This is a genomic window from Microbacterium sp. A8/3-1 (assembly GCF_040267695.1).
In the GTDB taxonomy this organism is placed as follows: domain Bacteria; phylum Actinomycetota; class Actinomycetes; order Actinomycetales; family Microbacteriaceae; genus Microbacterium; species Microbacterium luteolum.
Genome location: NZ_CP158357.1, coordinates 2131645 through 2153669, shown reverse-complemented (window position 1 = coordinate 2153669; position 22025 = coordinate 2131645). Strand labels below are relative to the sequence as shown.

The 22025-nt window shown below is 66.1% G+C and carries 15 protein-coding genes and 1 pseudogene; 15 read left to right on the top strand and 1 reads right to left on the bottom strand.

The genetic code is table 11. From position 1 onward, the window contains the following. Positions 1–21: 21 nt before the first annotated feature. The 12 genes and pseudogenes from ABS642_RS10600 to ABS642_RS10545 all read left to right on the top strand — a co-directional run bounded on the left by ABS642_RS10600 (position 22) and on the right by ABS642_RS10545 (position 13481). Positions 22–1569: an ABC transporter substrate-binding protein gene (locus tag ABS642_RS10600; protein ID WP_350353309.1), complete on the top strand. Its 1548-nt coding sequence runs from the start codon at positions 22–24 to the stop codon at positions 1567–1569. 13 nt (positions 1570–1582) lie between these two features. Continuing rightward, complete coding sequence (locus tag ABS642_RS10595; RefSeq protein ID WP_350353308.1) at positions 1583–2530, top strand: ABC transporter permease; 948 nt, start codon at positions 1583–1585, stop codon at positions 2528–2530. Beyond that, positions 2527–5238 carry a dipeptide ABC transporter ATP-binding protein gene (locus ABS642_RS10590; RefSeq protein WP_350353307.1) on the top strand — a complete coding sequence of 904 codons (2712 nt, stop codon included), beginning with the start codon at positions 2527–2529 and terminating at the stop codon, positions 5236–5238. Before ABS642_RS10595 ends, ABS642_RS10590 begins: the two co-directional genes overlap by 4 nt. After that, entirely contained in the window at positions 5238–6023 is a 786-nt protein-coding gene (locus tag ABS642_RS10585; RefSeq protein ID WP_350353306.1) for an alpha/beta hydrolase, read from the top strand. The genes ABS642_RS10590 and ABS642_RS10585 overlap by 1 nt, the downstream gene beginning before the upstream one ends. Next, positions 6020–6988: an aldo/keto reductase gene (locus tag ABS642_RS10580; RefSeq protein WP_350353305.1), complete on the top strand. Its 969-nt coding sequence runs from the start codon at positions 6020–6022 to the stop codon at positions 6986–6988. Before ABS642_RS10585 ends, ABS642_RS10580 begins: the two co-directional genes overlap by 4 nt. A gap of 22 nt (positions 6989–7010) precedes the next feature. Continuing rightward, positions 7011–7778 (top strand): aldolase/citrate lyase family protein, encoded by a 768-nt coding sequence (locus tag ABS642_RS10575; RefSeq protein WP_350353304.1) that lies wholly within the window; start codon positions 7011–7013, stop codon positions 7776–7778. Then, on the top strand, positions 7775–9010 hold the full coding sequence (locus tag ABS642_RS10570) for a sialidase family protein (protein ID WP_350353303.1): 1236 nt from the start codon (positions 7775–7777) through the stop codon (positions 9008–9010). Before ABS642_RS10575 ends, ABS642_RS10570 begins: the two co-directional genes overlap by 4 nt. Beyond that, entirely contained in the window at positions 9003–10130 is a 1128-nt protein-coding gene (locus ABS642_RS10565; RefSeq protein WP_350353302.1) for a four-carbon acid sugar kinase family protein, read from the top strand. The genes ABS642_RS10570 and ABS642_RS10565 overlap by 8 nt, the downstream gene beginning before the upstream one ends. After that, positions 10127–11179: a 4-hydroxythreonine-4-phosphate dehydrogenase PdxA gene (gene pdxA / locus ABS642_RS10560; protein WP_350353301.1), complete on the top strand. Its 1053-nt coding sequence runs from the start codon at positions 10127–10129 to the stop codon at positions 11177–11179. Before ABS642_RS10565 ends, pdxA begins: the two co-directional genes overlap by 4 nt. Continuing rightward, positions 11148–11540 (top strand): annotated as a pseudogene (locus ABS642_RS10555) (MFS transporter); the annotation flags it as partial. The gene pdxA and the pseudogene ABS642_RS10555, both read left to right, overlap by 32 nt. A gap of 67 nt (positions 11541–11607) precedes the next feature. Then, positions 11608–12558, top strand: a complete 951-nt coding sequence (locus ABS642_RS10550; RefSeq protein ID WP_350353300.1) for an MFS transporter — start codon at positions 11608–11610, stop codon at positions 12556–12558. Positions 12559–13316: 758 nt separating this feature from the next. Beyond that, the gene (locus tag ABS642_RS10545) at positions 13317–13481 is read left to right on the top strand and encodes an NAD(P)H-binding protein (RefSeq protein ID WP_350353299.1); all 165 of its coding nucleotides are present in this window, start codon (positions 13317–13319) and stop codon (positions 13479–13481) included. Positions 13482–14731: 1250 nt separating this feature from the next. Here ABS642_RS10545 and ABS642_RS10540 read toward each other — a convergent pair. Next, positions 14732–15916, bottom strand: a complete 1185-nt coding sequence (locus ABS642_RS10540; RefSeq protein ID WP_350353298.1) for a helix-turn-helix domain-containing protein — start codon at positions 15914–15916, stop codon at positions 14732–14734. Between the two features lie 134 nt (positions 15917–16050). Between ABS642_RS10540 and ABS642_RS10535 the strand changes: the two genes are divergently transcribed. Genes ABS642_RS10535 through ABS642_RS10525 form a run of 3 tightly spaced genes read left to right on the top strand, consistent with a single transcriptional unit; the run spans position 16051 to position 21045 of the window. Next, positions 16051–17805: an aldehyde dehydrogenase family protein gene (locus ABS642_RS10535; RefSeq protein ID WP_350353297.1), complete on the top strand. Its 1755-nt coding sequence runs from the start codon at positions 16051–16053 to the stop codon at positions 17803–17805. 31 nt (positions 17806–17836) lie between these two features. Further along, positions 17837–19426, top strand: a complete 1590-nt coding sequence (locus tag ABS642_RS10530; protein WP_350353296.1) for an AMP-binding protein — start codon at positions 17837–17839, stop codon at positions 19424–19426. Then, entirely contained in the window at positions 19423–21045 is a 1623-nt protein-coding gene (locus ABS642_RS10525; protein WP_350353295.1) for a GMC family oxidoreductase N-terminal domain-containing protein, read from the top strand. Before ABS642_RS10530 ends, ABS642_RS10525 begins: the two co-directional genes overlap by 4 nt. The last annotated feature ends 980 nt before the right edge of the window (positions 21046–22025 follow it).

Here is a 22025-nt window from a genome sequence, read left to right as displayed (position 1 = left end):
TCGACGGTGATAGGAGGCGCGATGTCCGCGCAGAGCAGGATTTCCAGGAGAGCAGGACTCATCGCTGCTGCGGTGACCTCGTTCGCGCTGGTCTTGACCGGATGTGCAGGCGGAGGGGGCAATGGTCAGAGCGATACTCTCACCATCGCCATCAACGGTGAGCCGCAGAGCCTCGACCCGGCGACGAACGGCGGCGACTTCCAGCAGATCGTGCAATGGCTCTCGTACGAGCCGCTCATCCGTCAGGAATCCGACGGCTCCTTCAGCGCGGGTCTCGCGGAGTCGTGGGAATACGTCGGCGATGACAACACCGTCTTCGAGATGACACTCCGGGCTGATGCCGCCTTCGCCGACGGCGAGCCCGTCACCGCCGAAGCCGTCGTCGACACCATCGAATACTACGTCGCGACTCCCGGAACGCTGCACTCGACGATCGACGCGCTCGAGAGCGTCGAGGCCGTTGATGACGACACCGTCCGCATCACCTACAGCGAGCCGAACCCGATCCTCCCCTACGTCTTCAGCCAGATGACCAACTACGGCAACGTGATCAGCCCCGCGGGGCTGGCCGACCCGGATGGTCTCGGCACCGCGACGTTCGGAGCCGGGGCGTACGTCCTCGACACGGCGGCGACCGTGAGCGGCGATCGTTACGTCTTCACCCCCAACGAGAACTACTGGAACCCCGAGACGCAGAACTACAAGAAGGTCGTGGTCCGCGTCATCCCTGATGCCCAGACGGCGCTCAGCGCGCTGAAGACCGGGCAGATCAACGTCAGCACCGTCACTTCGCAGGCGCAGGTCAGTGAGGCCGAATCCAGCGACATCGACGTCCTCACCGGCAAGCCCCTGTCGATCGTGGTGTGGCTCATGGATCGAGATGGACGAGTCGACCCGGCGATGGCGGACCCCCGGGTGCGTCAGGCGCTCAACTACGCCGTCGACCGCGAAGCGATCGCCTCCGCTCTGGGGGAGGCGTACACGCCTCTCAACCAGTACGTCGCAACCGGCGGTCTCGGGTACTCCGCCGATCTGGAGGACGCGTACGCCTACGATCCGGAGAAGGCGAAGGAGCTCCTCGCCGACGCAGGCGTGCCCGACGGCTTCTCGCTGGCGTTCGCGACGAACACCGACAACCGTGACGCAGAGGTCTCGCAGATCCTCGTCGAGCAGTGGGCGGCGGTCGGCGTGCAGGCGGAACTGACGACGTACAACAACCAGCCCGGCGAGATGTTCGGCGCGATCGCCGACGGCAAGGTCGCCGCGATCACCTTCGCCCTCAACGCCGACGTCACCACGCAGCAGGCGCTGCTCACCGCGGCATCCGTCTTCAACCCGTTCGGTCTCACCGCACCCGAGGTGACCGCGGCGTACGACACGCTCTCGCTGACTTCGGACACGGACGTGGCGGGCGCGGCGAAAGCCGTCAACACGGCGCTGTCGGAGGATGCCTGGTTCGTGCCGGTCGTCAGCATCGACAGCTTCCTCTTCGCCAAGGGCGTCGATGAACTGGGCGAACTCGCATCCAACGGCGCGCTCGACATCCTGTCCTGGGCTCCGGCCTCCTGATCCGAGAGCTGTCATGAAGATCCTGATTGTCCTGGGCCGCCGACTGCTGTGGTCGATCCCGCTGCTGTTCGTCGTGTCGATCATCACCTTCGCGCTCGCCTCGCTGATGCCGGGAGACGTCGCCAGTGTGATCCTCGGCACCGGCGCGACGCCCGAGCAGCGCGCGCAGGTCACCGAGCAGCTGGGTCTCGATCAGCCGCTCGTCGTCCAGTACGGCTCGTGGCTGATCGGGGCGCTCCAGGGCGATCTGGGATCTTCCGTGTTCAGCAACGAGAGCGTGGCGGGGATGCTGTCGTCCCGACTCCCCGTCACCCTCTCGCTCGCCTTCCTCACATTGATCGTGTGCGTGCTCCTCGGAGTGCTGCTCGGAGCAGTCTCGGCGATCCGGGGAGGCGCGCTGGCTCGGATCCTCGATGCCGCCTCGTTGATCGCCATGAGCATCCCGAGCTTCTGGTTCGCGGCCGTCATGATCATCGTGTTCGCCGTCGCGATCCCTCTCTTCCCGGTCTCCGGCTTCGTGCCCTTCGCGGACTCTCCGCAACTGTGGCTCGCTTCGCTGGTGCTCCCGGTGTTCTGTCTCGCGACGAGCAGCGTCGCGGGCCTCGCGCTCCAGATGCGCGGTCAGATGGTGGCCACCTTCCGGAGCGATTTCGTCAAGGCTCTCCGCGCGAACGGCATCTCGCCTCGCTCGATCCTGTACAAGCACGTCCTCAAGAACGCCGCAGGCCCGGTCGTGACGCTCACCGGTCTCCTGGTCGTGACTCTGCTCGGTGGAACGGTCTTCATGGAGAAGGTCTTCGGCATGGCGGGGCTCGGCACACTCGCCGTCAACGCCACCGCACGCCATGATCTGCCGGTGATCCAAGGTGTCGTCGTGTACTTCACCCTCGTCGTCATCGTCGTCAACCTGATCACCGACGTCGCCTACGCCGCCCTCAACCCGAAGGTCGTGACCTCGTGACCGACACCGAACTGCTTCTCGCCGAGGAGACCGCGCAGACGCCGCGACGCACGCACTTCCTGCGAGCGATGCTGCGGCGCCCGAGCGCGAGCGTCTCCCTCCTCTTCCTGCTCCTGGTCGTGATCTCGTGCGTGTTCGCCGGGGTGATCAGCCCCTACAGCCCGTTCCAGCAGAACCTCGATGCGGTGTACCAGGGTCCGAGCGCCGTTCACCCTCTGGGCACGGATTCCCTCGGACGTGATCTGCTGTCGCGCCTGCTGCACGGAGGGCAGGTGACGCTGTCCGGTGCGATCGTCGCGGTGCTCGTCTACGGCACGCTCGGCGTGCTGATCGGCATCCTGGCCGGTACCGCGCGCGGTCGCATCGACGCCGTCATCATGCGCTTCGTCGACCTGATGCTCTCGATCCCCGGGCTGATCGTGCTCCTCGTCGTCCTGGCGATCTTCGGGTCGAACGAGATGGCGGCGATGATCACCCTCGGCGTGCTCTCGGCGCCCAGCCTCATCCGAGTCGTCCGCGGATCCACCCTCGCCGCGAAGACCGAGCTGTTCGTCACCGCCGCTCGCGTCGCCGGGCTCACGCCTGCGCAGGTGCAGCGCCGACACATCCTGCCCGCCATCAGTGGTCCGGCGATCACCCAGATCACCCTCTTCGCCGCCGCCGCGATCCTCACCGAGGCGGGCCTCGGCTACCTCGGTCTCGGCGTGCAGCCGCCCCAGCCCAACTGGGGAAACCTCATCAACGACGCGCAGCAGGCGATGATGACCTCGCCGTGGATGCTCGTACCGACGGGCGGCGTGCTGGTCCTCGTCTCGCTCGCGCTGGGCATGCTCGGAAACGCGATCCGCGATTCGTACATGGGCCGCGGCGCGCGATCGGACGACGGGGAGCAGAGCTGGAAGTCCATGGCCGCTGATGTCCGTCGCTCGTCGGATGCATCGCAGGCGGTCCCTGCCGCTGACACTGCGCTGTTGAGTGTGCGCGGACTGAGCGTCACCCTGGGTGACGGCGCGAAGACCATCGTCTCCTCGGTCGATCTCGACGTCGCACCCGGAGAATCGGTGGGCATCGTGGGCGAATCGGGGAGTGGGAAGACGATGTTCGTCACCGCCCTGCTGCGCATGACGCCGCCGGGGTCGACGATCACCGCGCAGACCTGTCGATTCGACGGTCGTGAGCTGTCGGACCTCGACGAGCGCGCGATGAACGCCATTCGCGGCAAGCAGATCGCCTACATCACACAGGAGTCGATCTCGAGTCTCGATCCCGTGTTCACGGCGGGGGAGCAGGTGGCGGAGGCCGTGCGGCAGCATCGTGGAGTGAGCCGGCGCGAGGCGCGGCGCATCACGCGCGAGCTCTTCGCGATGGTCCGGCTTCCGGATCCCGATGCGGTGGCCGCTCGCTACCCCCACGAGCTGTCCGGCGGCATGGCCCAGCGCGTGTGCATCGCGAGGGCTCTCGCCGGCGAGCCGCGGCTGCTCATCGCCGACGAACCGACGACGGCGCTCGACGTCACCGTACAGGCAGAGATCCTCGACCTGTTGCGCGACCTCCGCGAGCAGACCGGGATGGCGCTGCTGATCGTGACCCACGACTGGGGTGTGCTCGCAGACTCCTGCGACCGCGCGCTCGTCATGTATCACGGCGAGGTCGTCGAGCAGGCGCCGGTGATCGAGCTCGTGCGAACACCGCAGCATGCGTACTCCGCAGCTCTGCTCGCGGCGAACCCCTCCGAGGTCGCGGCGGGTTGTCGATTGCCCACGGTGGCCGACACGTATCCGGAAGCGGGTGCGGCGCCGATGGCTCGTACCGAGCCGCGTCCTGAGGGGGCGGCCGAGACGGTGCGCATCGACCTCAGCGGTGAGCCGCTGCTGCGGATCGAGGATCTCTCGGTGACGTACCCGGGTCGGGGTCGCCGAAAGGCGCATCCGGCGCTCGAGGGCGTCTCGATCGACGTCGGGCGCGGGGAGACGGTCGGCGTCGTGGGTGAATCGGGTTCGGGCAAGTCGACCACCGGCAATTCGGTGCTCGGGCTGACGCCGATCTCCGGCGGCCGCATCGTGTTCGACGGCGAGGACATCACCGGACTTCCGTCGACCGGAAGACGCGATCTGAGCCGCCGGCTGCAGGCGATCTTCCAGGATCCTTACAGCTCGCTCAACCCGCACCGCACCGTCGGACAGAGCATCACCGAGACGCTCGAAGCCGACCGCGATGACGACCGCGGCACGCGACGAGACCGCGCGATCGAGATGCTGGCGAGCGTCGGCCTCGACGCCGAGGCCTACGATCGCTACCCCGGGCAGTTCTCCGGCGGACAGAGGCAGCGCATCTCGATCGCGAGGGCGATGCTGCCCTCGCCCGAGCTGATCGTGTGCGATGAGGTCGTCTCGGCCCTCGATCTGTCCGTGCAGGCGCAGGTGATCAATCTGCTCGTCGATCTGCAGCGCGAGAACGGATTGTCGTACCTGTTCATCACGCACGACCTCTCGGTCGTGAAGCACCTCTGTCAGCGAGTGATCGTGCTCCGCAACGGGCAGATCGTCGAAGAGGGGCCGACGCAGCAGGTGCTCAACGACCCGCAGACGGCATACACGAAGCGTCTCGTGCTCGCAGCGCCTGTCATCGATCCCGATCGTCAGCGCGAGCGTCGCCTGGAGCGCCTCACCGCCATGACCACCAACATGCCGAGCCTCAAGGGAGCCTGATGCCTTTTCTCGATATCAACGAATCCGACATCTACTACACGGATCAGGGGTCGGGCGATCCGCTGGTGATGCTGCATGGCCGATCCGCCTCGGGGTCGTGCTGGGACTGGCACATCCAGCAGCTGCGGGACCGGTACCGTGTGATCGCTTTCGACAGCGTGAACCACGGCTTCTCGAGCAACTCGCCCGTCGACGAGTTCGAGCCCGACCGTGTGGACGAACTCGACGCCGTACTCGATGCACTCGGCATCGAGCGCCCGATCATCGTGGGGCAGTCGATGGGGGCGATGACGACTCTGCGGTGGGCGAGCCGCAACCCCGAGCGTGCACGGGCGATCATCGCCACCGGGATGGGATGGCCCATCCCTCCGGTCGGCACGATCTCGCCGGCCCCGCTGACCGACGGCCTGTGGCTCGAATCGCGCAACTTCAACGCGGACTGGGCCGCGCAGAATCCGCGCGTCATCGCGCAGTACTCCCGCATCCGGTCGACCGCCACGGCGATCGAGAACTCGCTCCGGCCGCGGCAGTGGGGGAGCAACGAATGGCTCGATGAGGACTTCGGTGAGAGGCTGGCGGGCATCGTGTCGCCCGTCACGCTCTTCGTCGGTGCGGACGACTTCATGGCGGACCCGGTGCGCGACCTCGCGAGCATCATCGGCCATGCCCGGCTGGAAGTCGCTGAGAACGCGCATCACAACGCCAATCTGCAGTGCCTCGACCAGTTCATCGGCTTGATCGACGACACCGTCGCCGAAGGACGTGCGCGGGAGGCGACGGCATGAGCTCAGATGCCACGGCATCGTCGTACGGTCCCCTGGCTCTCGGCACGATGACCTTCGGCGACACGGTCGATCCGTCGGATGCCGGGGTGCTGCTCGACCGGGCACTCGGGGCGGGCGTGACCATGATCGACACCGCCAACGGGTATGCGGGAGGTGCGACCGAGTCGATCCTCGGCGATCTGCTGGCGGGGCGGCGCGATGACGTCGTGCTCGCGACCAAGGCGGGAATCCCACATCCGGATGCGGACGGTCGGCCTCCGCTCTCGCGGGAGGGACTGCGCGCGAGCCTCGAAGGCAGCCTCCGACGTCTGCGCACCGATCACGTCGATCTGTTCTACCTGCACCAGCCCGACCGCGAGACGCCGCTCGACGAGACGCTCTCCGTCATCGGCGAGCTGCGCGCCGAAGGAAAGATCATCGACTACGGGGTCTCGAACTTCGCCGCGTGGCAGATCGCGCAGATCGACGCGGCAGCAGACGCGCAGGGGATCCCGCGACCGCGGGTCGCGCAGCAGGTCTACAGTGTCGTCGCCCGGCGGATCGAAGAGGAATACCGCGAGTTCGCCGCCACGACGGGTCTGAGCACGATGGTCTACAACCCGTTGAGCGGCGGTCTGCTCAGCGGCCGCCACCATCTGGACGAGCGCCCCAGCGACGGGCGATTCGGCGACTCGCGTCTGGCCGCGATGTACACCGAGCGGTACTGGAACGCCGAGATGTTCGAGGCCATCGCCGACCTCGCCCGGATCGCGGACGACTCCGGCCTGCCGCTGCCGGAGCTGGCCCTACGCTGGCTGCTCGGTCGCCCCGGCGTCGACACGATCCTGCTCGGGGCCTCACGGCTCGCGCACCTCGATGCCAATCTCGCGGCAGTGGTTCGCGGTCCGCTCGCCGCCGACACGGTCGCCGCGTGCGACGAGATCGGATCCCGGCTCCGCGGACCGATGCCCGCCTACAACCGATGAACGCGATCGCCACGGAGGAATCATGACAGCCACAGACTTCGCGCACCGACTGCGCTCGGGCGGTACGGCACTCGGCTACTGGGTCGTCACCGACAGCCCGGTCTCGACCGAGCGCATCGCACTCACGGGCTACGACTACGTCGCCCTCGACGGGCAGCACGGGTTGCTCGGATACTCGGGACTGCTGACCGGGCTGATGGCGATCGAGGCAGCCCACGGCCCCGCGGGAGTCGTGCGCGTGGAGGCGAACAACGCGACCCCGATCGGTCGCGCGCTCGACGCCGGCGCCTCGGTGGTCATCGTGCCGTTGGTGAACACGGCTCAGGATGCCGCGGACGCCGTGGCGGCGACGCGCTATCCGCCGGCAGGCACCCGTTCCTACGGTCCGATGCGCTCGGGTCTCCGGATCGGCCCCACTCCGGCAGAGGCGGATCGCAGTGTGCTGGTCTTCGCCATGATCGAGACGCCCCAGGGTCTCGCCGAGGTCGAGGACATCGCCGCAGTGCCCGGTCTCGACGGTCTGTACATCGGCCCCTCCGATCTGACGCTCGCGCTCGGCGGCACGACGTCGACCGATACGACGGTCTCGGAGGCCTTCGACGCGGCTCTCGACCGCGTTCTGCGGGCCTGTGATGCCAACGGCATCATCCCCGGCATCCACTCACCGTCGGGCGAGGTGGCGCAGTCGCGTCTCGCCGAGGGATTCCGGTTCGTATCGATCGCCTCCGACCTCACCCACCTCGAAGCGGCTGCACGCTCGCATCTCGCCGCGGCGCGAGGTGGCGTATGACTTCGCGGTATGCGGCGCAGCGCGACGTGGCGACGCCCGTCGACCGCACGCTCTTCGACGGGGTGCTGCGCGAGAACGACGGCGACCTGCCGCGTTCGGACGCTCTGCTCGCCGTCTCGACTGTGCAAGCGCACGCCGCGATGCTCGCGCGCCTGCCGAACGGCGACCTCGGGCTCGTCTGGTTCGGCGGCACGCAGGAGGGAGTCGACGACATCTCCATCTGGTTCGCGCGTCTCCCCGAGGGGGAGCGGATCTGGTCGACGCCGCGGCAGGTCACCGATGATCCGACCCGTTCCGAACAGAATCCGGTGCTCTTCTCCACTCCGGGAGGGCGACTGTGGCTGCTGTACACCTCGCAGACCGGCGGCAACCAGGACACGGCTCAGGTGCATCGACGAATCTCGGACGACAACGGTCTCACCTGGAGCGCCGCTGAGGTGCTCTTCGACGCCACGGACGAGGGCGGCGTCTTCATCCGTCAGCCCGTGGTCATCAGCCGCTCCGGCCGGTGGCTGCTGCCGATCTTCCAGTGCGTGCGCGAGGAAGGGCGGCGATGGGTGGGCGACTACGACACCAGCGCCGTGATGCTCTCGGACGACGAGGGCCTGTCCTGGCGACGCGTCTCGGTGCCCGACAGCCTCGGCGCTGTGCACATGAGCATCGTCGAACGCCCCGACGGCAGCCTGAACGCGCTCTACCGCAGTCGGTGGGCCGATCGCATCCATCGCTCGGTCTCGACCGACGACGGCCAGAGCTGGACCGTGCCGGTGCCGATCGCTCTGCCCAACAACAACTCCTCGCTGCAGCACGCGGGTCTTGCCGACGGCGACCTGGTTCTCGTGTACAACCACAGCAGTCGGGACGACGCCGACGGTCAGCGCGCGTCGCTCTACGATGAGATCGACGACGACGGACTCGTGGAACCGGCCTCTGCGCCGGTTCTCGCGGCCGAGCTCGACGGAGATCACAGGCGGGCCTTCTGGGGTGCGCCGCGCGCACCGATGTCGCTCGCGGTCTCGACGGACGGCGAGGACTGGACAGTGGTCGCCGACCTCGCCCAGGGTGACGGATACTGCCTGACCAATAACTCGAAGGACCTGCGCAACCGCGAGTTCTCGTACCCCGTCGTGCTGCCGAACGCCGACGGCTCGATCGACATCGCCTACACGCTGCATCGGCAGACCATCACCCATGTCCGCCTCGCATCCGGTTGGCGGCGAGCGAATGGCTGACCTCTCCGCTTCCACCTGGGCGGTCGTCGCCGACGACCTGACCGGAGCGGCCGACGCCGGAGCACGGTTCGCGGATGCCGGTCGGGCGGTGCGCGTGCATGTGTCGGCGAGCACGGACAGCACCCTGTTCTTGCACCCCGGCACCGTCCAGGTGCTGGTCACGGAGTCCAGGGGGCTCGATCCTTCCGCCGCGGCGAACGCGACGGCGGACGCCGCCGCCCGACTTCTGGAATCCGGTGTCGACCGCCTATACGTGAAGATCGATTCGGTGGGCAGGGGGCCCGTCGCCGCCCAGATCGACGGCGCGCTGCGCGCATGGAACACCCGTCACTCCGGAGCTCGCGTGTTGGTGTGCCCCGCCTATCCGGCCCTGGGTCGCACGGTGCGGGACGGCATCATCCATGTCGACGGCGCGGTGGCGACCGCGTCTGCGGCGGCGAATGATCCCGTGTCGCCGGTGACATCATCGGATCTGCGTGCGCTCCTCGAGCGCATCGTGAGCGTCGTCGTCGCCGATGCGGTCGACGACGACGAGCTGCAAGCCCTAGCACGTGCGGTGCTCGATTCGCCCTCGGTGCTGCCCGTCGGATCGGCCGGATTGCTCGGCCAGATCGTGAACGCTCTGCCCGCGAACGCGCCGGCGGACGGGTCCCCCGCAGGGCCGGCCGGCCGGATCGTCGTTGCGTGCAGTTCGCTGCACCCGATCGCGCTGGCTCAAGTGGCCGCGCTCGAGTCGCACGGCGACAGCGGCGTGAGCATCATCACCGCTCCTGAGGAACGGATGACCGCTGAGACCGCCGCGGACGCCTTCGGACGGACGGTCACGGCTGCGATGGCCGCGGAACCCGCAGCCGCACTCGTCCTCGTGGGTGGCGACGGGGCGCTCGCCGCGCTGCGGCACCTCGGCGCGACGCACGTCGATCTCGACAGCAGTCTCATCGACGGATGTGCGACCGGCATCGTGGGCGGCGGCGTCTGCGACGGCCTCCGCGTCGTCACCAAGTCGGGCGGATTCGGCGGGCCCAGGGTGCTCGTCGATCTCGTCACGCTTCTCCGCCGCAACGCGGACTCAGTGATCGACCTCGCGAGTGAATCGCGACGAAAGAAGGAAGAGTCATGACCACGACTTCTGCATCGCTCCCGATCCTCGCCGTCACGCTCGGCGACGTCGCCGGCGTCGGGCCGGAGATCACGGCGAAGACGCTGCTCGCGCACCCGGAACTCCGCGAGATCTGCGTACCCGTGGTGATCGGTGATCTCGATGCCATGCGCCGAGGTCTCCGGCAGGCCGGACTCGACGAGGACGCCGTGCGCGTGATCGGCTCGCCACGCGCGGCGATGAACGATCCGGGTGTCGTTGAGCTGATCCAGGTGGGGGCATCGCTCGCAGACGTGCCGGTCGGCGAGCTCAGTCCGGCTGCGGGTGACGGGGCGTACCGCTTCGTCGTGGAGGCGTGCCGCCTGGCGCGCGACGGCGAGGTCGACGGCATCGTGACCGCCCCTCTGAACAAGGCCGCGATGCACGCAGGAGGGCACAAGTGGCCCGGGCACACCGAACTGCTCGCGCATGAGTTCGACGTGAAGAACTACAGCCTGGTGCTGTCGGCCGGCGACCTCTACCTCTTCCACCTCACCGCGCACGTGTCGCTGCAGCAGGCGATCGCCGATTGTACGCCGGAACGCGCAGACGATGTGCTGACACTGGCCGGCGCATTGGTCACCGCACTGGGCAAGCCGGACACAGGCATCGGACTCTGCGGTCTCAACCCGCATGCCGGCGAGAACCGGATCTTCGGCGATGAGGATGCGGATGTGCTGGCTCCCGCTGTCGAACGGGCGCGGCTGCGCGGCCTCAACGCGCACGGCCCGCTGCCCGCCGACGCCGTGATCCCCGCTGCTGTCCGCGGCAAGTGGGATGTCGTGATCGCGTGCTATCACGACCAAGGCCACGCGCCGTTCAAAGCCGTGTACGGCGACGACGGGGTGAACATCACCGTCGGATTGCCGGTCGTCCGTGTATCGGTCGACCACGGCACTGCCTTCGACATCGCCGGTCGCGGCATCGCCCGTGAGGCGAGTCTCGTGCTGTCGTGCCGCCGAGCCGCCGAGCTGGCGCCCGGATGGAGCGCTGTGTGGGATGCGGCGCAGGTCACCGCCGGCGTTGCCTGACGGAGAGCATCGCCCGAGCGGGGGCACCGGCCGAGGACTGGTGCCGGTGCTGGCCGTGGCGGCATTCGGCTACGGTCTCATGCAGTCACTGGTCACGCCTTTGTTGCCCGTGCTCCGCGAGGAATGGGGCATCGACAAAGCTCAGGCGGCGTGGTTCGTCAGCGGATTCCTGCTGTCGGCCTGCGTCGCGACACCGATCGCCGGTCGTCTGGGCGACATGTTCGGACGCGTCAGGGTGCTGCGTGTGGTGCTCGTCTGCTTCACTCTCGCGTCGATCATCGCGGCGTTCGCGTCGGATTACCGCGTGCTGCTCGTGGCGCGAGTGTTGCAGGGGATCGGGGGAGCGGTGTTTCCGCTCGCGTTCGGGCTGGCGCGATCCCGCGTGTCCGGGCCGCGTCTGTCGAGCGCGATCGGCATCATCATCGTCGATGATCGCGGTCGGGAGCGGCATCGGCATCGTCGTCGTCGGCCCGGTGCACGACGTCTTCGGAATCCATGGGGTGTTCACACTCGGGGCAGCGGTCGTCGGGATGGCGACAGTGGCCGTGTGGTTCGCGATCCCGAAGGATCGCACGGTGGCGCTCGGCAGGATCGACGTGGTCGGGGCGGTCCTGCTCGCCTTGTGGACGACGGGTCTGCTAGTGGTGATCTCCGAGGTCCCGCGCGCAGGGTGGGGCGTGGTGGAGCTGCTGGCTACCTCAGTCGCGCTCGTGGTCTTCCCCGTCTGGGTGGCCGTCGAACTGCGGGCGCCGCTGGCGATCATCAACCTGCGGCTGATGGTGACCCGGCCAGTTATGTTCGCGAACCTCCTCGCGCTGCTGTTCGGATTCATCCTCTTCGGAGGGATGGTGACACTGCCCACCTTCGTGCAGGCCCCGATGGGCGGTGGGTACGGGTTCTCGGCGTCAATCCAGGACTCTGGTCTGTATCTGCTGCCGCAGACCGGGATGTTCCTCGTCGTGAGCCTGTTGGCGTCGCTCATGCAGCGGTGGCCGGGCGAACGCGCGTGCCTCGTCGCCGGTGCCGTTCTCACGACCGCCGGTCAGGTTCTGCTGTTCGTCCTGCATACTGAACCCTGGCATGTCGTGCTCGCGAGCACGGTCGCCGGTGCCGGGATCGGGCTCGTCTACACGCACTTGGCCGTGCTCGTGGTCCGGGTCGTGCCGTCTAGCGAGAGTGGATCCGCTAGTGGCACCAACACGAACATTCGCAATATCGGCGGCAGCCTCGGTGCACAGGTCACGGCCGCACTGGCGTTCGCTGTGTCCGGAGAGCCCGGCTACGCCGCGGTGTTCGGCGTGCTCGCGCTCGTTGGTGCACTCGCCGTTCCAGTGGCGATACTGCTAGCGCGTGCCGTCCGACCTCGTCCAAGTGGCTAGGCGCTCGGGTGGCCGACAATCGATCTCGGAGCCAGACCGAGAAGAGTGTGGCGGACGTCGACGACGCGCATCCCGCGTATCAGGAGCCCAACCGTTGGTTTCGGATGGCCCAGGGCATTTACGCATCAGATGCGGGGAGTCACACTTGGCGCTTGGGATCTAGCAACGTTGATGTGCTGGTGATCCGTTAGTACAACGGCGTCGGCGACGAGGAGGAAGCCACGGCCTTGGCCCGCGGCGATCGCCGTATAGCCGCACATTGGCCCGTGTATACCGATACCGTCAACTTCACTGACGAGGCGAGTAGGTGCGCGTCGTCCGCGCTTAGTTGCCCTGATCTCGTATCGAACCGCTGAGCCGTCGCCCCTCGCCGGAGACCCCACTGTGTGGTCCCTTTTGCTCCCACTCGGCGTCGTCGGTATCGGTATGGGCCTGGCGATCGCGCCGTTCTTCGACATCGATCTCGCTGGCGTTCACGACGCTGAGGTGGGCTCAGCCTCAGGCAGTCTGACCGCCGTCCAACAGCTCGGAAACGCCGTCGGAGCGCGGCTCTCGGAACCATCTTCTTTACAGCGCTCACCGGCACCGCGGCAGACGAAACCGCCCACGCCAACGCCCTCAGTGCCACCCTGGATGGTCGCGGCGACGGTAGGCGTGAGGAACGTGGGTCTACTTCGCCGAACCGCTTCGGGCGCGGGTGGCAGCGCCTCTGCGCTGCGCGAAAGCGCCTGCGGCGTCGCCTCTAGTGACGCCGCACGATGAACCAGCCGATGAGGAATCGAGTGGCGGTTCTGGGCGCTGGTGGACGTGCAGGCAGATCCATCGTCCAGGAGGCGGCTCGTCGCGGTCTGCCCGTGGTTGCCGTTGTGCGGGATCCGAGTCGTCATGCTGGTTTCGCCACGGATGGAGTCGAAGTTGCTTAAGGTGACGCGCTCGATGCAAGCTCCCTTGCTGCGATCATCTACGGGTCGATCTCGGCCATCGTGAGCGCAGTGACACCATGCACAGTCCCTCCTCGCGACTTTGCGACCCTCGAACCGCAGTTCTGCTCACGTGCAGCCACCGCGACCACGGCCGTGGCGGCCGAACGTCGTACTATCATCGTCGGACTATTCGCGATACTGCAGACGGCGTCCGGCGACCTCGTTATGGACGACGCGGACGCTTTCCCGCCTGCACTGCGCCCGTTTACGGTGAGCCACCATCGAGGCGTCGAAGCGCTACGCCGAAGCGATTCTCACATCGAATGGCTGGAGCTGGCCCCGCCGCCTGAACTCGCTGACGAAGAGGCAGCGATGAGCCCTCCGGTGCTGGGCGACGAGACTGCCGAGCAAGCCCTCTGGGGACGCTCCTTCTCTTACGCCGATTTGGCCAGCGCGGTCGTCAACGAGATCGTCACCCCGGCGAGACACAGAGAGCTGGTCGCACTCACGGGCGCTTACCCGGAATTGAGTCCGAGTAGATAAGCGACGGTTGGCCCGACGCCCGACGTGAGCGCTCACCGTGTGAGCGCGAGCGGACGGGCGCGGACGGATGCTGCGTAGATATGGTGACCCAGTCACACTTCGAGATGCGCGCGACCGAGCGACGGGAGAGTGGAAGGGCATGCGATTTCGTGTCCGCTTAAGAAGTTATGGGAGCCGACTGTCGCCGCTGCATGAAGTCCATAGTGACGAACACGGCAGGACCCGTCGCCCAAGCGGTAACGCGCGGATCACGTTCGGGATTGTCGTCGAAGAGACGGTGTCCCATTTTTTGCGCGTGGCCTGGATGGATGAGACGTCGCGCTCGCCGGGTCCCGGCCCATCGATCTGTGCGGGACGATCATCCGCGCCGAACGGCGATTGCGCGCACTGCAGGGTGATGACAGCGGCGGTCACGTTGTTCTCGTCCAGAGGCGATCTTGTTGGCGCAATGGTGGACGTGCTGGAGAGGCCGGTAACAAAGCTTGGTCGTCGGTTCAGTTGGCAGCCGGGACCGACGGTGAGCGCTATTCTCGACACGTACGCTCGCTCGCTTGAGGCTTGGGTTTTCCCCAGGCATTCGGAGTCGGACTTCGCCGGGTCCCTCTACGCGCGGGGCAGCCTCGCTACCCTGCTCGATCAGCTCACTGAGTCTTCCGCCGAGCCCGGACGACCTGAATTAACCGGCCGTAGCCAGCCATCGTAGGAAGCTAACCGCCTGAGAGTCGCACGGAGCGGACGGCGGTGAATAGCTCGGCGACGTCCGACGGGCGCGACACGGAGCGACCAGTAAGTTCGGCGATTCGTCCTAGTCGGTAGCCGACAGTGTTGCGGTGGCAATGGAGTATGCGACCTGCCTCGGAGGTCGAGCCTTCCGCGGCAAACCAGGCTTCAAGGGTTTCGATGAAGGAGTCGGCCTCCGCACTAGCGAGGATCGGGCCGAGCACGTCGCGCCGTAGCTCGGCTGCGTATTCGGGCTGTCCGGCGAGGAGGGTGTCGAGTGGCGCGGAGCCGTACGAGTGCACCCCCACGCGTGCAGGGGGCACGCACTCGAGGGAGATGCGCCCCTGGCGAAGCGCTTCCGGTGCATCCTGCATGGACGTGAAGGGACGGCTGGCACCGACGCGAGTCATCGCCGACGACGCGATGGCCGCTGCGGCTGCCGCGGTGTCGGACCAGGTCTCGCACGCGAGCAGACCGACGTGCTCACCCTTCCATGCCGCCCACGTCGACGCTATCCCGGCAGCTCGAAGGCGAGCGGGGATAGAAGGGAGTGGGTCGGCGCCAGTTCCGCTCAATTCGGCAACAACTACAAGGTAGGTTGCGCGGTCGGATAGGCCCAGTCCCCGGAGTATGCCGTTGGCATCCCGCTGAATTGCTGTGCCATCCAACAGGCTGAGGAGCATGACACTGCGGGCCTGTTGGTCGCGGCGGTCCTTCTCGTCTGTCACCTCGCGATACGACTCGGCGGCGGCGCTGGAGAACCTGTCGATGATTCCCCACACGTCGGACGAGACCCTCAGCAGGGATTCTGAGCTGTTCGTTGCGGCAGACCTGTTGATCATCTCGTCCCATAGTGCGAGCCCAGCCAGTCGGTAGGCGTGGAGGAGGCTTGCCATGGGGATGCCATACTCGGCTTTCAGCCGACCGGCCGTGCGCGGGGCCTCCAGCGAGTCCAGGACACCGACGAGTGTCTCCAGCAAAGCTTGCACGTTCAGACGCACGATCCGGCGCAACTGCTCGGACGAGATCGCCGCTTCGAGGTATGCGTGCTCGCCGCTGAGGATTTGCTGGACGACCCGGTCGCTGAGCACGTCGACTGAGCCCAGCAGTTCGGTGAAGAGCTCAACCGGAGCGTCGGTGGTGGGCTTGGCTACATCCTCGTAGATCGACATGCGATGACGATAGCCGAATTAGGGCCAACTTCGTTGTGCTGGGGCATAAAAGGTCGGGTGGAACTGGGGGCGCGCGCCCATTCGTATCTGAGCAATTGACGTGGAGACTGGGCGTCATCGATCAAAGGAGATCCATGACACTCACCGAGCCGGCCCCATCGGCTAAAGCCGACTACGCCGCCTTCTCCGACACAGACCGCAAAGGCCTTGACGCTGTCATCGCCGAACTTGCCGTAGGGGAGAAGGCGTGGTCCAAGCTTTCCCTTGCCGACCGCGCCGCACTTCTTGGTCGAGTTCATGCTGCCGTGGCCGATGCGGCCAAGGACTGGGCGGAGACGGCGAGTGAGATCAAGGGTCTCGACCCGCGTTCGCAGGCCGTGGGGGAGGAGTGGATTTCGGGCCCTTACCCAGTGCTTACCGGTGCCGGTATGCTCGCCCATACAGTGCAGGCTCTTGTCCAGAAGAAGAGCCCGCTCGCGGGAGTCAAGTTCGGTACCGCCCCAGGGCGCCGCGTGACGGTGCCCGTGCTGCCGTACAGTGCGCATGAAGCGATCCTGCTGCACGGCTTCAGCGCTGAAGTGTGGATGCCGCCGGGTATCGGTGCCTCGACCGTGCTCTCGCACGCGGGCCTGGCCGAACATCGGCCCTCTCTCACGCAGGGCATCGGGCTCGTCCTCGGTGCCGGCAACATCACCTCTATCCCGCCCTTGGACGTGCTTTATGAGCTGGTTGCCAACAACCGAGTGGTGCTGCTGAAGCTCAACCCAGTGATGGCGAAGATGGGGTCGGTGTATTCCCGGGCGCTTGCACCTCTGATCGCGGCGAACGTGTTGCGGATCGTTCAGGGCGGCGCTGAAGCTGGCAGCTACCTTGCCCACCATCCGAGCATCTCGCACGTGCACATCACGGGAAGCGCGGCGACCCACGACGTAGTCGTCTACGGCCCGGGCCAGGAGGGTCGCGAGCGCAAGGCGGCCCGCACGCCCCTACTCGACAAGCCGATCACGAGCGAGCTGGGCGGTGTCGCCCCGATCATCATTGTTCCCGGTAACTGGACGAAGAACGACCTGAGATACCAGGCCGAGCATGTGGCCACCATGCGACTGCACAACGGCGGCTACAACTGCATCGCGGGCCAGATCGTGCTTCTATCCAGCGATTGGAAGCAGAAGAAACAGTTCCTCGACGAACTACGATCCGCCCTCGAACGCACGCCACCGCGCACGGCGTGGTATCCCGGCAGCGATGATCGGGTCGCGCAAGCACACGAGGCTTACCCGAACGCCGAACGCCACGGCGACAGCGGTGGGCGCCTGCTCATCGACATCGAGGCCGGCGACGACGCTTCGGCGATACAGACCACCGAATACTTCTCTCCGGTGCTCGGCGTCATCGAGCTCCCCGGCACCGGGAAGAAGTTCCTCGACGCGGCCGTAGCCACCGCCAACGACGAGTTGCTGGGTACTCTCGGCGCGAACATTATCGCCGGGCCAAAGGACATCAAATCCATGCGCAACGGATTCCGTGAAGCGATCGCAAACCTCCACTACGGCACCATCGGTGTCAACGCATGGACAGGAGTGGGCTTCCTCACCGCGGCCGCACCGTGGGGTGCCTTCCCGGGGCACACCCTCGATGATGCGCAGAGCGGGCGCGGATTCGTGCACAATGCGCTCTTGATCAGCGAACCCGAACGAACCGTGGTGAAAGGGCCGTTCCGGCCCTTCCCCCGCTCTTTCGCTCACGGCGAGTTCGCCCTGTTCCCCAAGCCCCCGTGGTTCGTGACGTCGCGCAGCGCTCAGAGCACCGGCCGGTTGCTCAGTGGCTTCGCCGCCAAGCCGGGGTGGTTGCGGATGCCCGCCGTCTTCGGCGCCGCATTCCGCGCGTAACGACCCCCAGACACGACCCAAGGAGATTTTCATGCCCTTCACGAGCCCACTGGCCGACGTCGAGATCCCGAACCTCAGCGTCTACGACTACCTCTTCTCTTCCATCACGCCGACCGACCTCGAACGAACCGTCGCCATCGACGGTGCCTCCGGAGCCGCGACGACGTACAGCACACTCCTCGGGCAGATCGACGGAATCGCCGGTGCCCTTGCGGCCAGGGGTATCGGTGTGGGGGACGTTGTCGCCCTGCACTCGCCCAATCTGCCGATCTTCCTCGCCGTGTTTCATGGCATTCTCCGGTCGGGTGCGACAGTCACGACTGTCAACGCGCTCAATACTGCTGAGGACATTGCCTCGCAGTTGAGGGACTCCGGCGCGAAACTCGTGTTCACGGTTTCTCCGCTGGTGGCGCCTGCCGCCGCGGCGGCAGCATCCGTGGGCATCGGGAAAGAAAGCGTCATTGTGATTGACGGCGCGCCAGAGCATCCATCGCTAGGGGATCTGTTGGCGCTCGACGCGACAGCTCCGATCGTGACGTTCGACCCCGCGACGCACCTGGCTGTACTGCCGTACTCCTCGGGAACAACCGCGCGTCCCAAGGGCGTGATGCTCACGCATCGCAACCTGGTCGCTAACGTCGCACAGGCCGCGCCGTTGATCGGGGTGGTGCCCGAAGACCGTCTGCTGGCGGTGCTCCCGTTCTTCCACATCTACGGGATGACGGTGCTCCTGAACCTCGCGGTGTACCGTCGCGCAGCCTTGGTCACCATGCCGAAGTTCGACCTGGTTGAGTTCCTGCGCATCATCCAGGATCAGAAGTGCACCTATGTGTTCATCGCTCCTCCGATCGCCCTGGCCATGGCGAAGCACCCGCTCATCGATGATTATGACTTGTCGAGCGTGCACACCGTGTTCTCAGGGGCGGCGCCCCTCGATGGCGGGATTGGCGCTGCGGTCGCCGAACGTCTAGGTTGCCGCGTGCGGCAGGGCTATGGCATGACGGAGATGAGCCCCGTGTCGCACGTGATCCCGCTGGACCGCGCGGACATCCCGCTGAGCTCGGTCGGTGTCACGCTCCCGAACATGCTGAGCAAACTCATCGACCCCGCGACCGGTGAGGAAATCCCCGTGCCTGCGTCAGGGGTGAGCACGCCGGGTGAGCTGTTGTGCGCCGGCCCGAACATCATGGCCGGCTACCTGGGCAATGCCGAAGCCACGTCGGAGACCCTCGAGGCCGACGGATGGCTGCACACGGGCGACATCGCCACGGTGAGCGCGGAAGGCTTCGTTACTGTGGTCGACCGCCTCAAGGAACTCATCAAGTACAAGGGCTATCAGGTAGCCCCGGCTGAGCTCGAAGCCGTACTTATCAGTCACCCCCGCATCGCCGACGCCGCGGTCATCGCAGGGCACGACGACGACGGTGAAGAAGTGCCCAAAGCCTTCGTCGTGCTCCAGCCCGGAGCCGAACTCGACGATCAGGCCATCATCGCCTACGTCGCCGAACGCGTGGCCCCCCACAAGAAAGTAAGACAGGTCGTCATGATCGACAGCATCCCCAAGTCCTCGTCAGGCAAGATCCTTCGCAAGGACCTCCGCACCGCGGAGGTGGCGGCATGACTGCCACGGCGACATCTGCGGCCAGTGGCGTCGCTGCCGCAACCGAAACCCACGACTACGTGGTGGTCGGCGCCGGTTCGGCCGGTTCGGCTTTGGCTGCCCGATTGAGCGAGAACGGCAAGAACACTGTGCTTCTGCTTGAGGCCGGGCCGGTGGACAAGAAGATGGAGATCCACATCCCGGCAGCATTCTCGTCGCTGTTCCGTTCCGACCACGACTGGAACTACGACACCGAGCCGCAGGTGCAGCTGGGGGGTCGGCGCATCTTCTGGCCCCGCGGAAAGATGCTTGGCGGGTCGTCATCCATGAACGCGATGATGTGGGTGCGCGGATTCCCCGAGGACTACGATGCCTGGGGCAAGGCAGCCGGCCCCGGCTGGTCGTGGAAGTCCCTACTGCCCTACTTCACCAAGGTGGAGAAGGTCGAAGGAGCGAGCGGCCCCGAAACCGGGGCATCCGGGGCCATCAGCGTTTCTGTGCAGCGGAGCCCGCGTTCGCACACCGCGGTGTTTTTGAATGCCGCCAAGGAGCTCGGGCTGAAGATCGTCGACGCCAATGGCAAGGACCAGGAGGGCATTAGCCGGACCCTGGTCACGCAGGCAAAGGGCTCGCGCGTCAGCACGGCCGACGGGTACCTGAAGCCCGCGCGCAAGCGCAAGAACCTCGTAGTGCGTACCGGCGCCCAAACCACTCGCGTCCTGTTCAAGGGCACGAAGGTAGTCGGCGTCGAATACGTGACTGGAGGCGTGACCAAGGCCGTGCACGCTGCCAAGGAAGTCATCCTCAGCGGGGGCGCAGTCAACACCCCGCAGCTTCTGTTGCTCTCGGGTATCGGCGATCGCGTGGAGCTCCAGAAGCTGGGCATCGCTGTCGTCGCGCACTCCCCGGAAGTTGGCAAGAACCTACGCGACCACCTCGTCTCACTCCTAGCGGTCGACACCGACAAAGACACCCTCTTCCTCGCTCAAAAGCCCGGCCAGCTCGTGAGCTACTTGTCTCAGAAGAAAGGGATGCTCACCTCTAACGTCGCCGAGGCCTATGGGTTCATCAAGACCGACTCGAAGCTCGACCTACCCGACATCGAGCTGATCTTCGCCCCCGTGGCCTTCATTGGTGAGGGACTGATCGGCCACACCGACCATGGTCTTACCGTGGGTGCGATCCTCCTGCAGCCCGAAAGCACCGGAACTGTTTCGCTCGCAACCGCCGACCCGTTCGACAAACCACTCATCGACCCGAACTACCTGAGCGACCCGAACGGCAACGACCGGGCTGCCCTCACCGCGGGTCTGGCCGTGTGCGAGGAACTCATTGCGACCAAGGCGCTGGGTGCGGTCACGAAAGGCAAGTTCATTCAACCTGAAGGCGCAGAATCGATGTCACGCGCTGAACGCGATGCGCTCGCGATCAACCAGTATTCCCACACCCTGTACCACCCCGTCGGTACCGCACGAATGGGATCAGACGCTAGTTCAGTAGTTGATGAAGAGCTGCGGGTGCGTGGCGTCCAAGGGCTTCGAGTCGCGGACGCATCGATCATGCCAGGGATCATCCGTGGTCACACCAACGCTCCTTCGATCGTGATCGGAGAGAAGGCGGCAGCCTTGATCCTCAGGTAGCGCGGGGTACCGGGGAGGCTGGGTCTCGCTAGCCGCGACTCATGGCGAAGAAGTGCAAGCTACGGGACGTCGCGTTAGCCCCGTGGTGTGAGTCGGAGGAACGAGTTAGGCGTTGACACCGACAAACTGTCGCTTCATTCACTCTGTCGCTGCCCGAGAGTTACGCGTTCCTCACCACCCACGAGGCCGGCAGCACCATCGTCCGGGGGCACTGGATGCCGCCGTGGCTGACGCAGGTCTTCTAACGCACTAGCCGTGGTCCCCACTGCGTTCTACGGGTTGCTGCCTGATTCGCCGACCGAGCAGAGCTTCCTCTTTTGCAGCGCTATCAGTATCGGCTTCTGCGCGTTGCTCGCCTCGCTCTCGTTTCGTGCAGGCATTAAGTCTGAGCGCCGCGTCGTCCCTGCCGGTCATGCCCTGAGCGGCTGCTGAAACGTCTGAGTGCGAGACGGCGGCCCTGTCTCCCGTGGTGTTAGAGCAGCGGGAAACCTCGCAGCAGCGCCTGAGTCCGCATGGCTTGACGGGGAATGTATTCCGCGATTGTCAGCCCCACGACATCAGAGTGCTGCTGGATGTCTTGCACGAGTCGGCGGAGCTCGCCTGATGTACGCAACCCGACCGGTGCCCGCCGGCGAGACCGTGCCCCTAGATGACGACGCGACCCTGATGTTCACAAAAGAGATCGATCGTCACTCGTAACGGACCGCCCTCACACGGCGCGAAACTCAGCGAGCGGAGCGAGCGTGGTGCGCTCATGACTACGCATGGAGTTTTGACGCAAGCACGCCGGAAGTCGCCTTTAGTGAGGTTCCGTCTCCCTATGACGCCGCGGCCCTCGCTCGAGCAGGCTACGACTTCAGACTGATAACCGGCGACGGAGGGCACGGCCCGAACGATGGAGGTGTTCTCCTACCCGACGCGCTGCGGTGGCTCTGGACCGAAACCACCTCATAGCGAGCCCGAACCTCCCGAACGCAGAC

What these genes read in the sequence shown, in the direction of transcription:
- ABS642_RS10550 (WP_350353300.1), top strand. Translation starts at nt 11,608, where the DNA reads ATGATCGCGGTCGGGAGCGGCATCGGCATCGTCGTCGTCGGCCCGGTG.
- ABS642_RS10595 (WP_350353308.1), top strand. Translation starts at nt 1,583, where the DNA reads ATGAAGATCCTGATTGTCCTGGGCCGCCGACTGCTGTGGTCGATCCCG.
- ABS642_RS10575 (WP_350353304.1), top strand. Translation starts at nt 7,011, where the DNA reads ATGACAGCCACAGACTTCGCGCACCGACTGCGCTCGGGCGGTACGGCA.
- ABS642_RS10570 (WP_350353303.1), top strand. Translation starts at nt 7,775, where the DNA reads ATGACTTCGCGGTATGCGGCGCAGCGCGACGTGGCGACGCCCGTCGAC.
- ABS642_RS10565 (WP_350353302.1), top strand. Translation starts at nt 9,003, where the DNA reads ATGGCTGACCTCTCCGCTTCCACCTGGGCGGTCGTCGCCGACGACCTG.
- ABS642_RS10580 (WP_350353305.1), top strand. Translation starts at nt 6,020, where the DNA reads ATGAGCTCAGATGCCACGGCATCGTCGTACGGTCCCCTGGCTCTCGGC.
- pdxA (WP_350353301.1), top strand. Translation starts at nt 10,127, where the DNA reads ATGACCACGACTTCTGCATCGCTCCCGATCCTCGCCGTCACGCTCGGC.
- ABS642_RS10530 (WP_350353296.1), top strand. Translation starts at nt 17,837, where the DNA reads ATGCCCTTCACGAGCCCACTGGCCGACGTCGAGATCCCGAACCTCAGC.
- ABS642_RS10545 (WP_350353299.1), top strand. Translation starts at nt 13,317, where the DNA reads ATGAACCAGCCGATGAGGAATCGAGTGGCGGTTCTGGGCGCTGGTGGA.
- ABS642_RS10585 (WP_350353306.1), top strand. Translation starts at nt 5,238, where the DNA reads ATGCCTTTTCTCGATATCAACGAATCCGACATCTACTACACGGATCAG.
- ABS642_RS10540 (WP_350353298.1), bottom strand. Translation starts at nt 15,916, where the DNA reads ATGTCGATCTACGAGGATGTAGCCAAGCCCACCACCGACGCTCCGGTT.
- ABS642_RS10525 (WP_350353295.1), top strand. Translation starts at nt 19,423, where the DNA reads ATGACTGCCACGGCGACATCTGCGGCCAGTGGCGTCGCTGCCGCAACC.
- ABS642_RS10600 (WP_350353309.1), top strand. Translation starts at nt 22, where the DNA reads ATGTCCGCGCAGAGCAGGATTTCCAGGAGAGCAGGACTCATCGCTGCT.
- ABS642_RS10535 (WP_350353297.1), top strand. Translation starts at nt 16,051, where the DNA reads ATGACACTCACCGAGCCGGCCCCATCGGCTAAAGCCGACTACGCCGCC.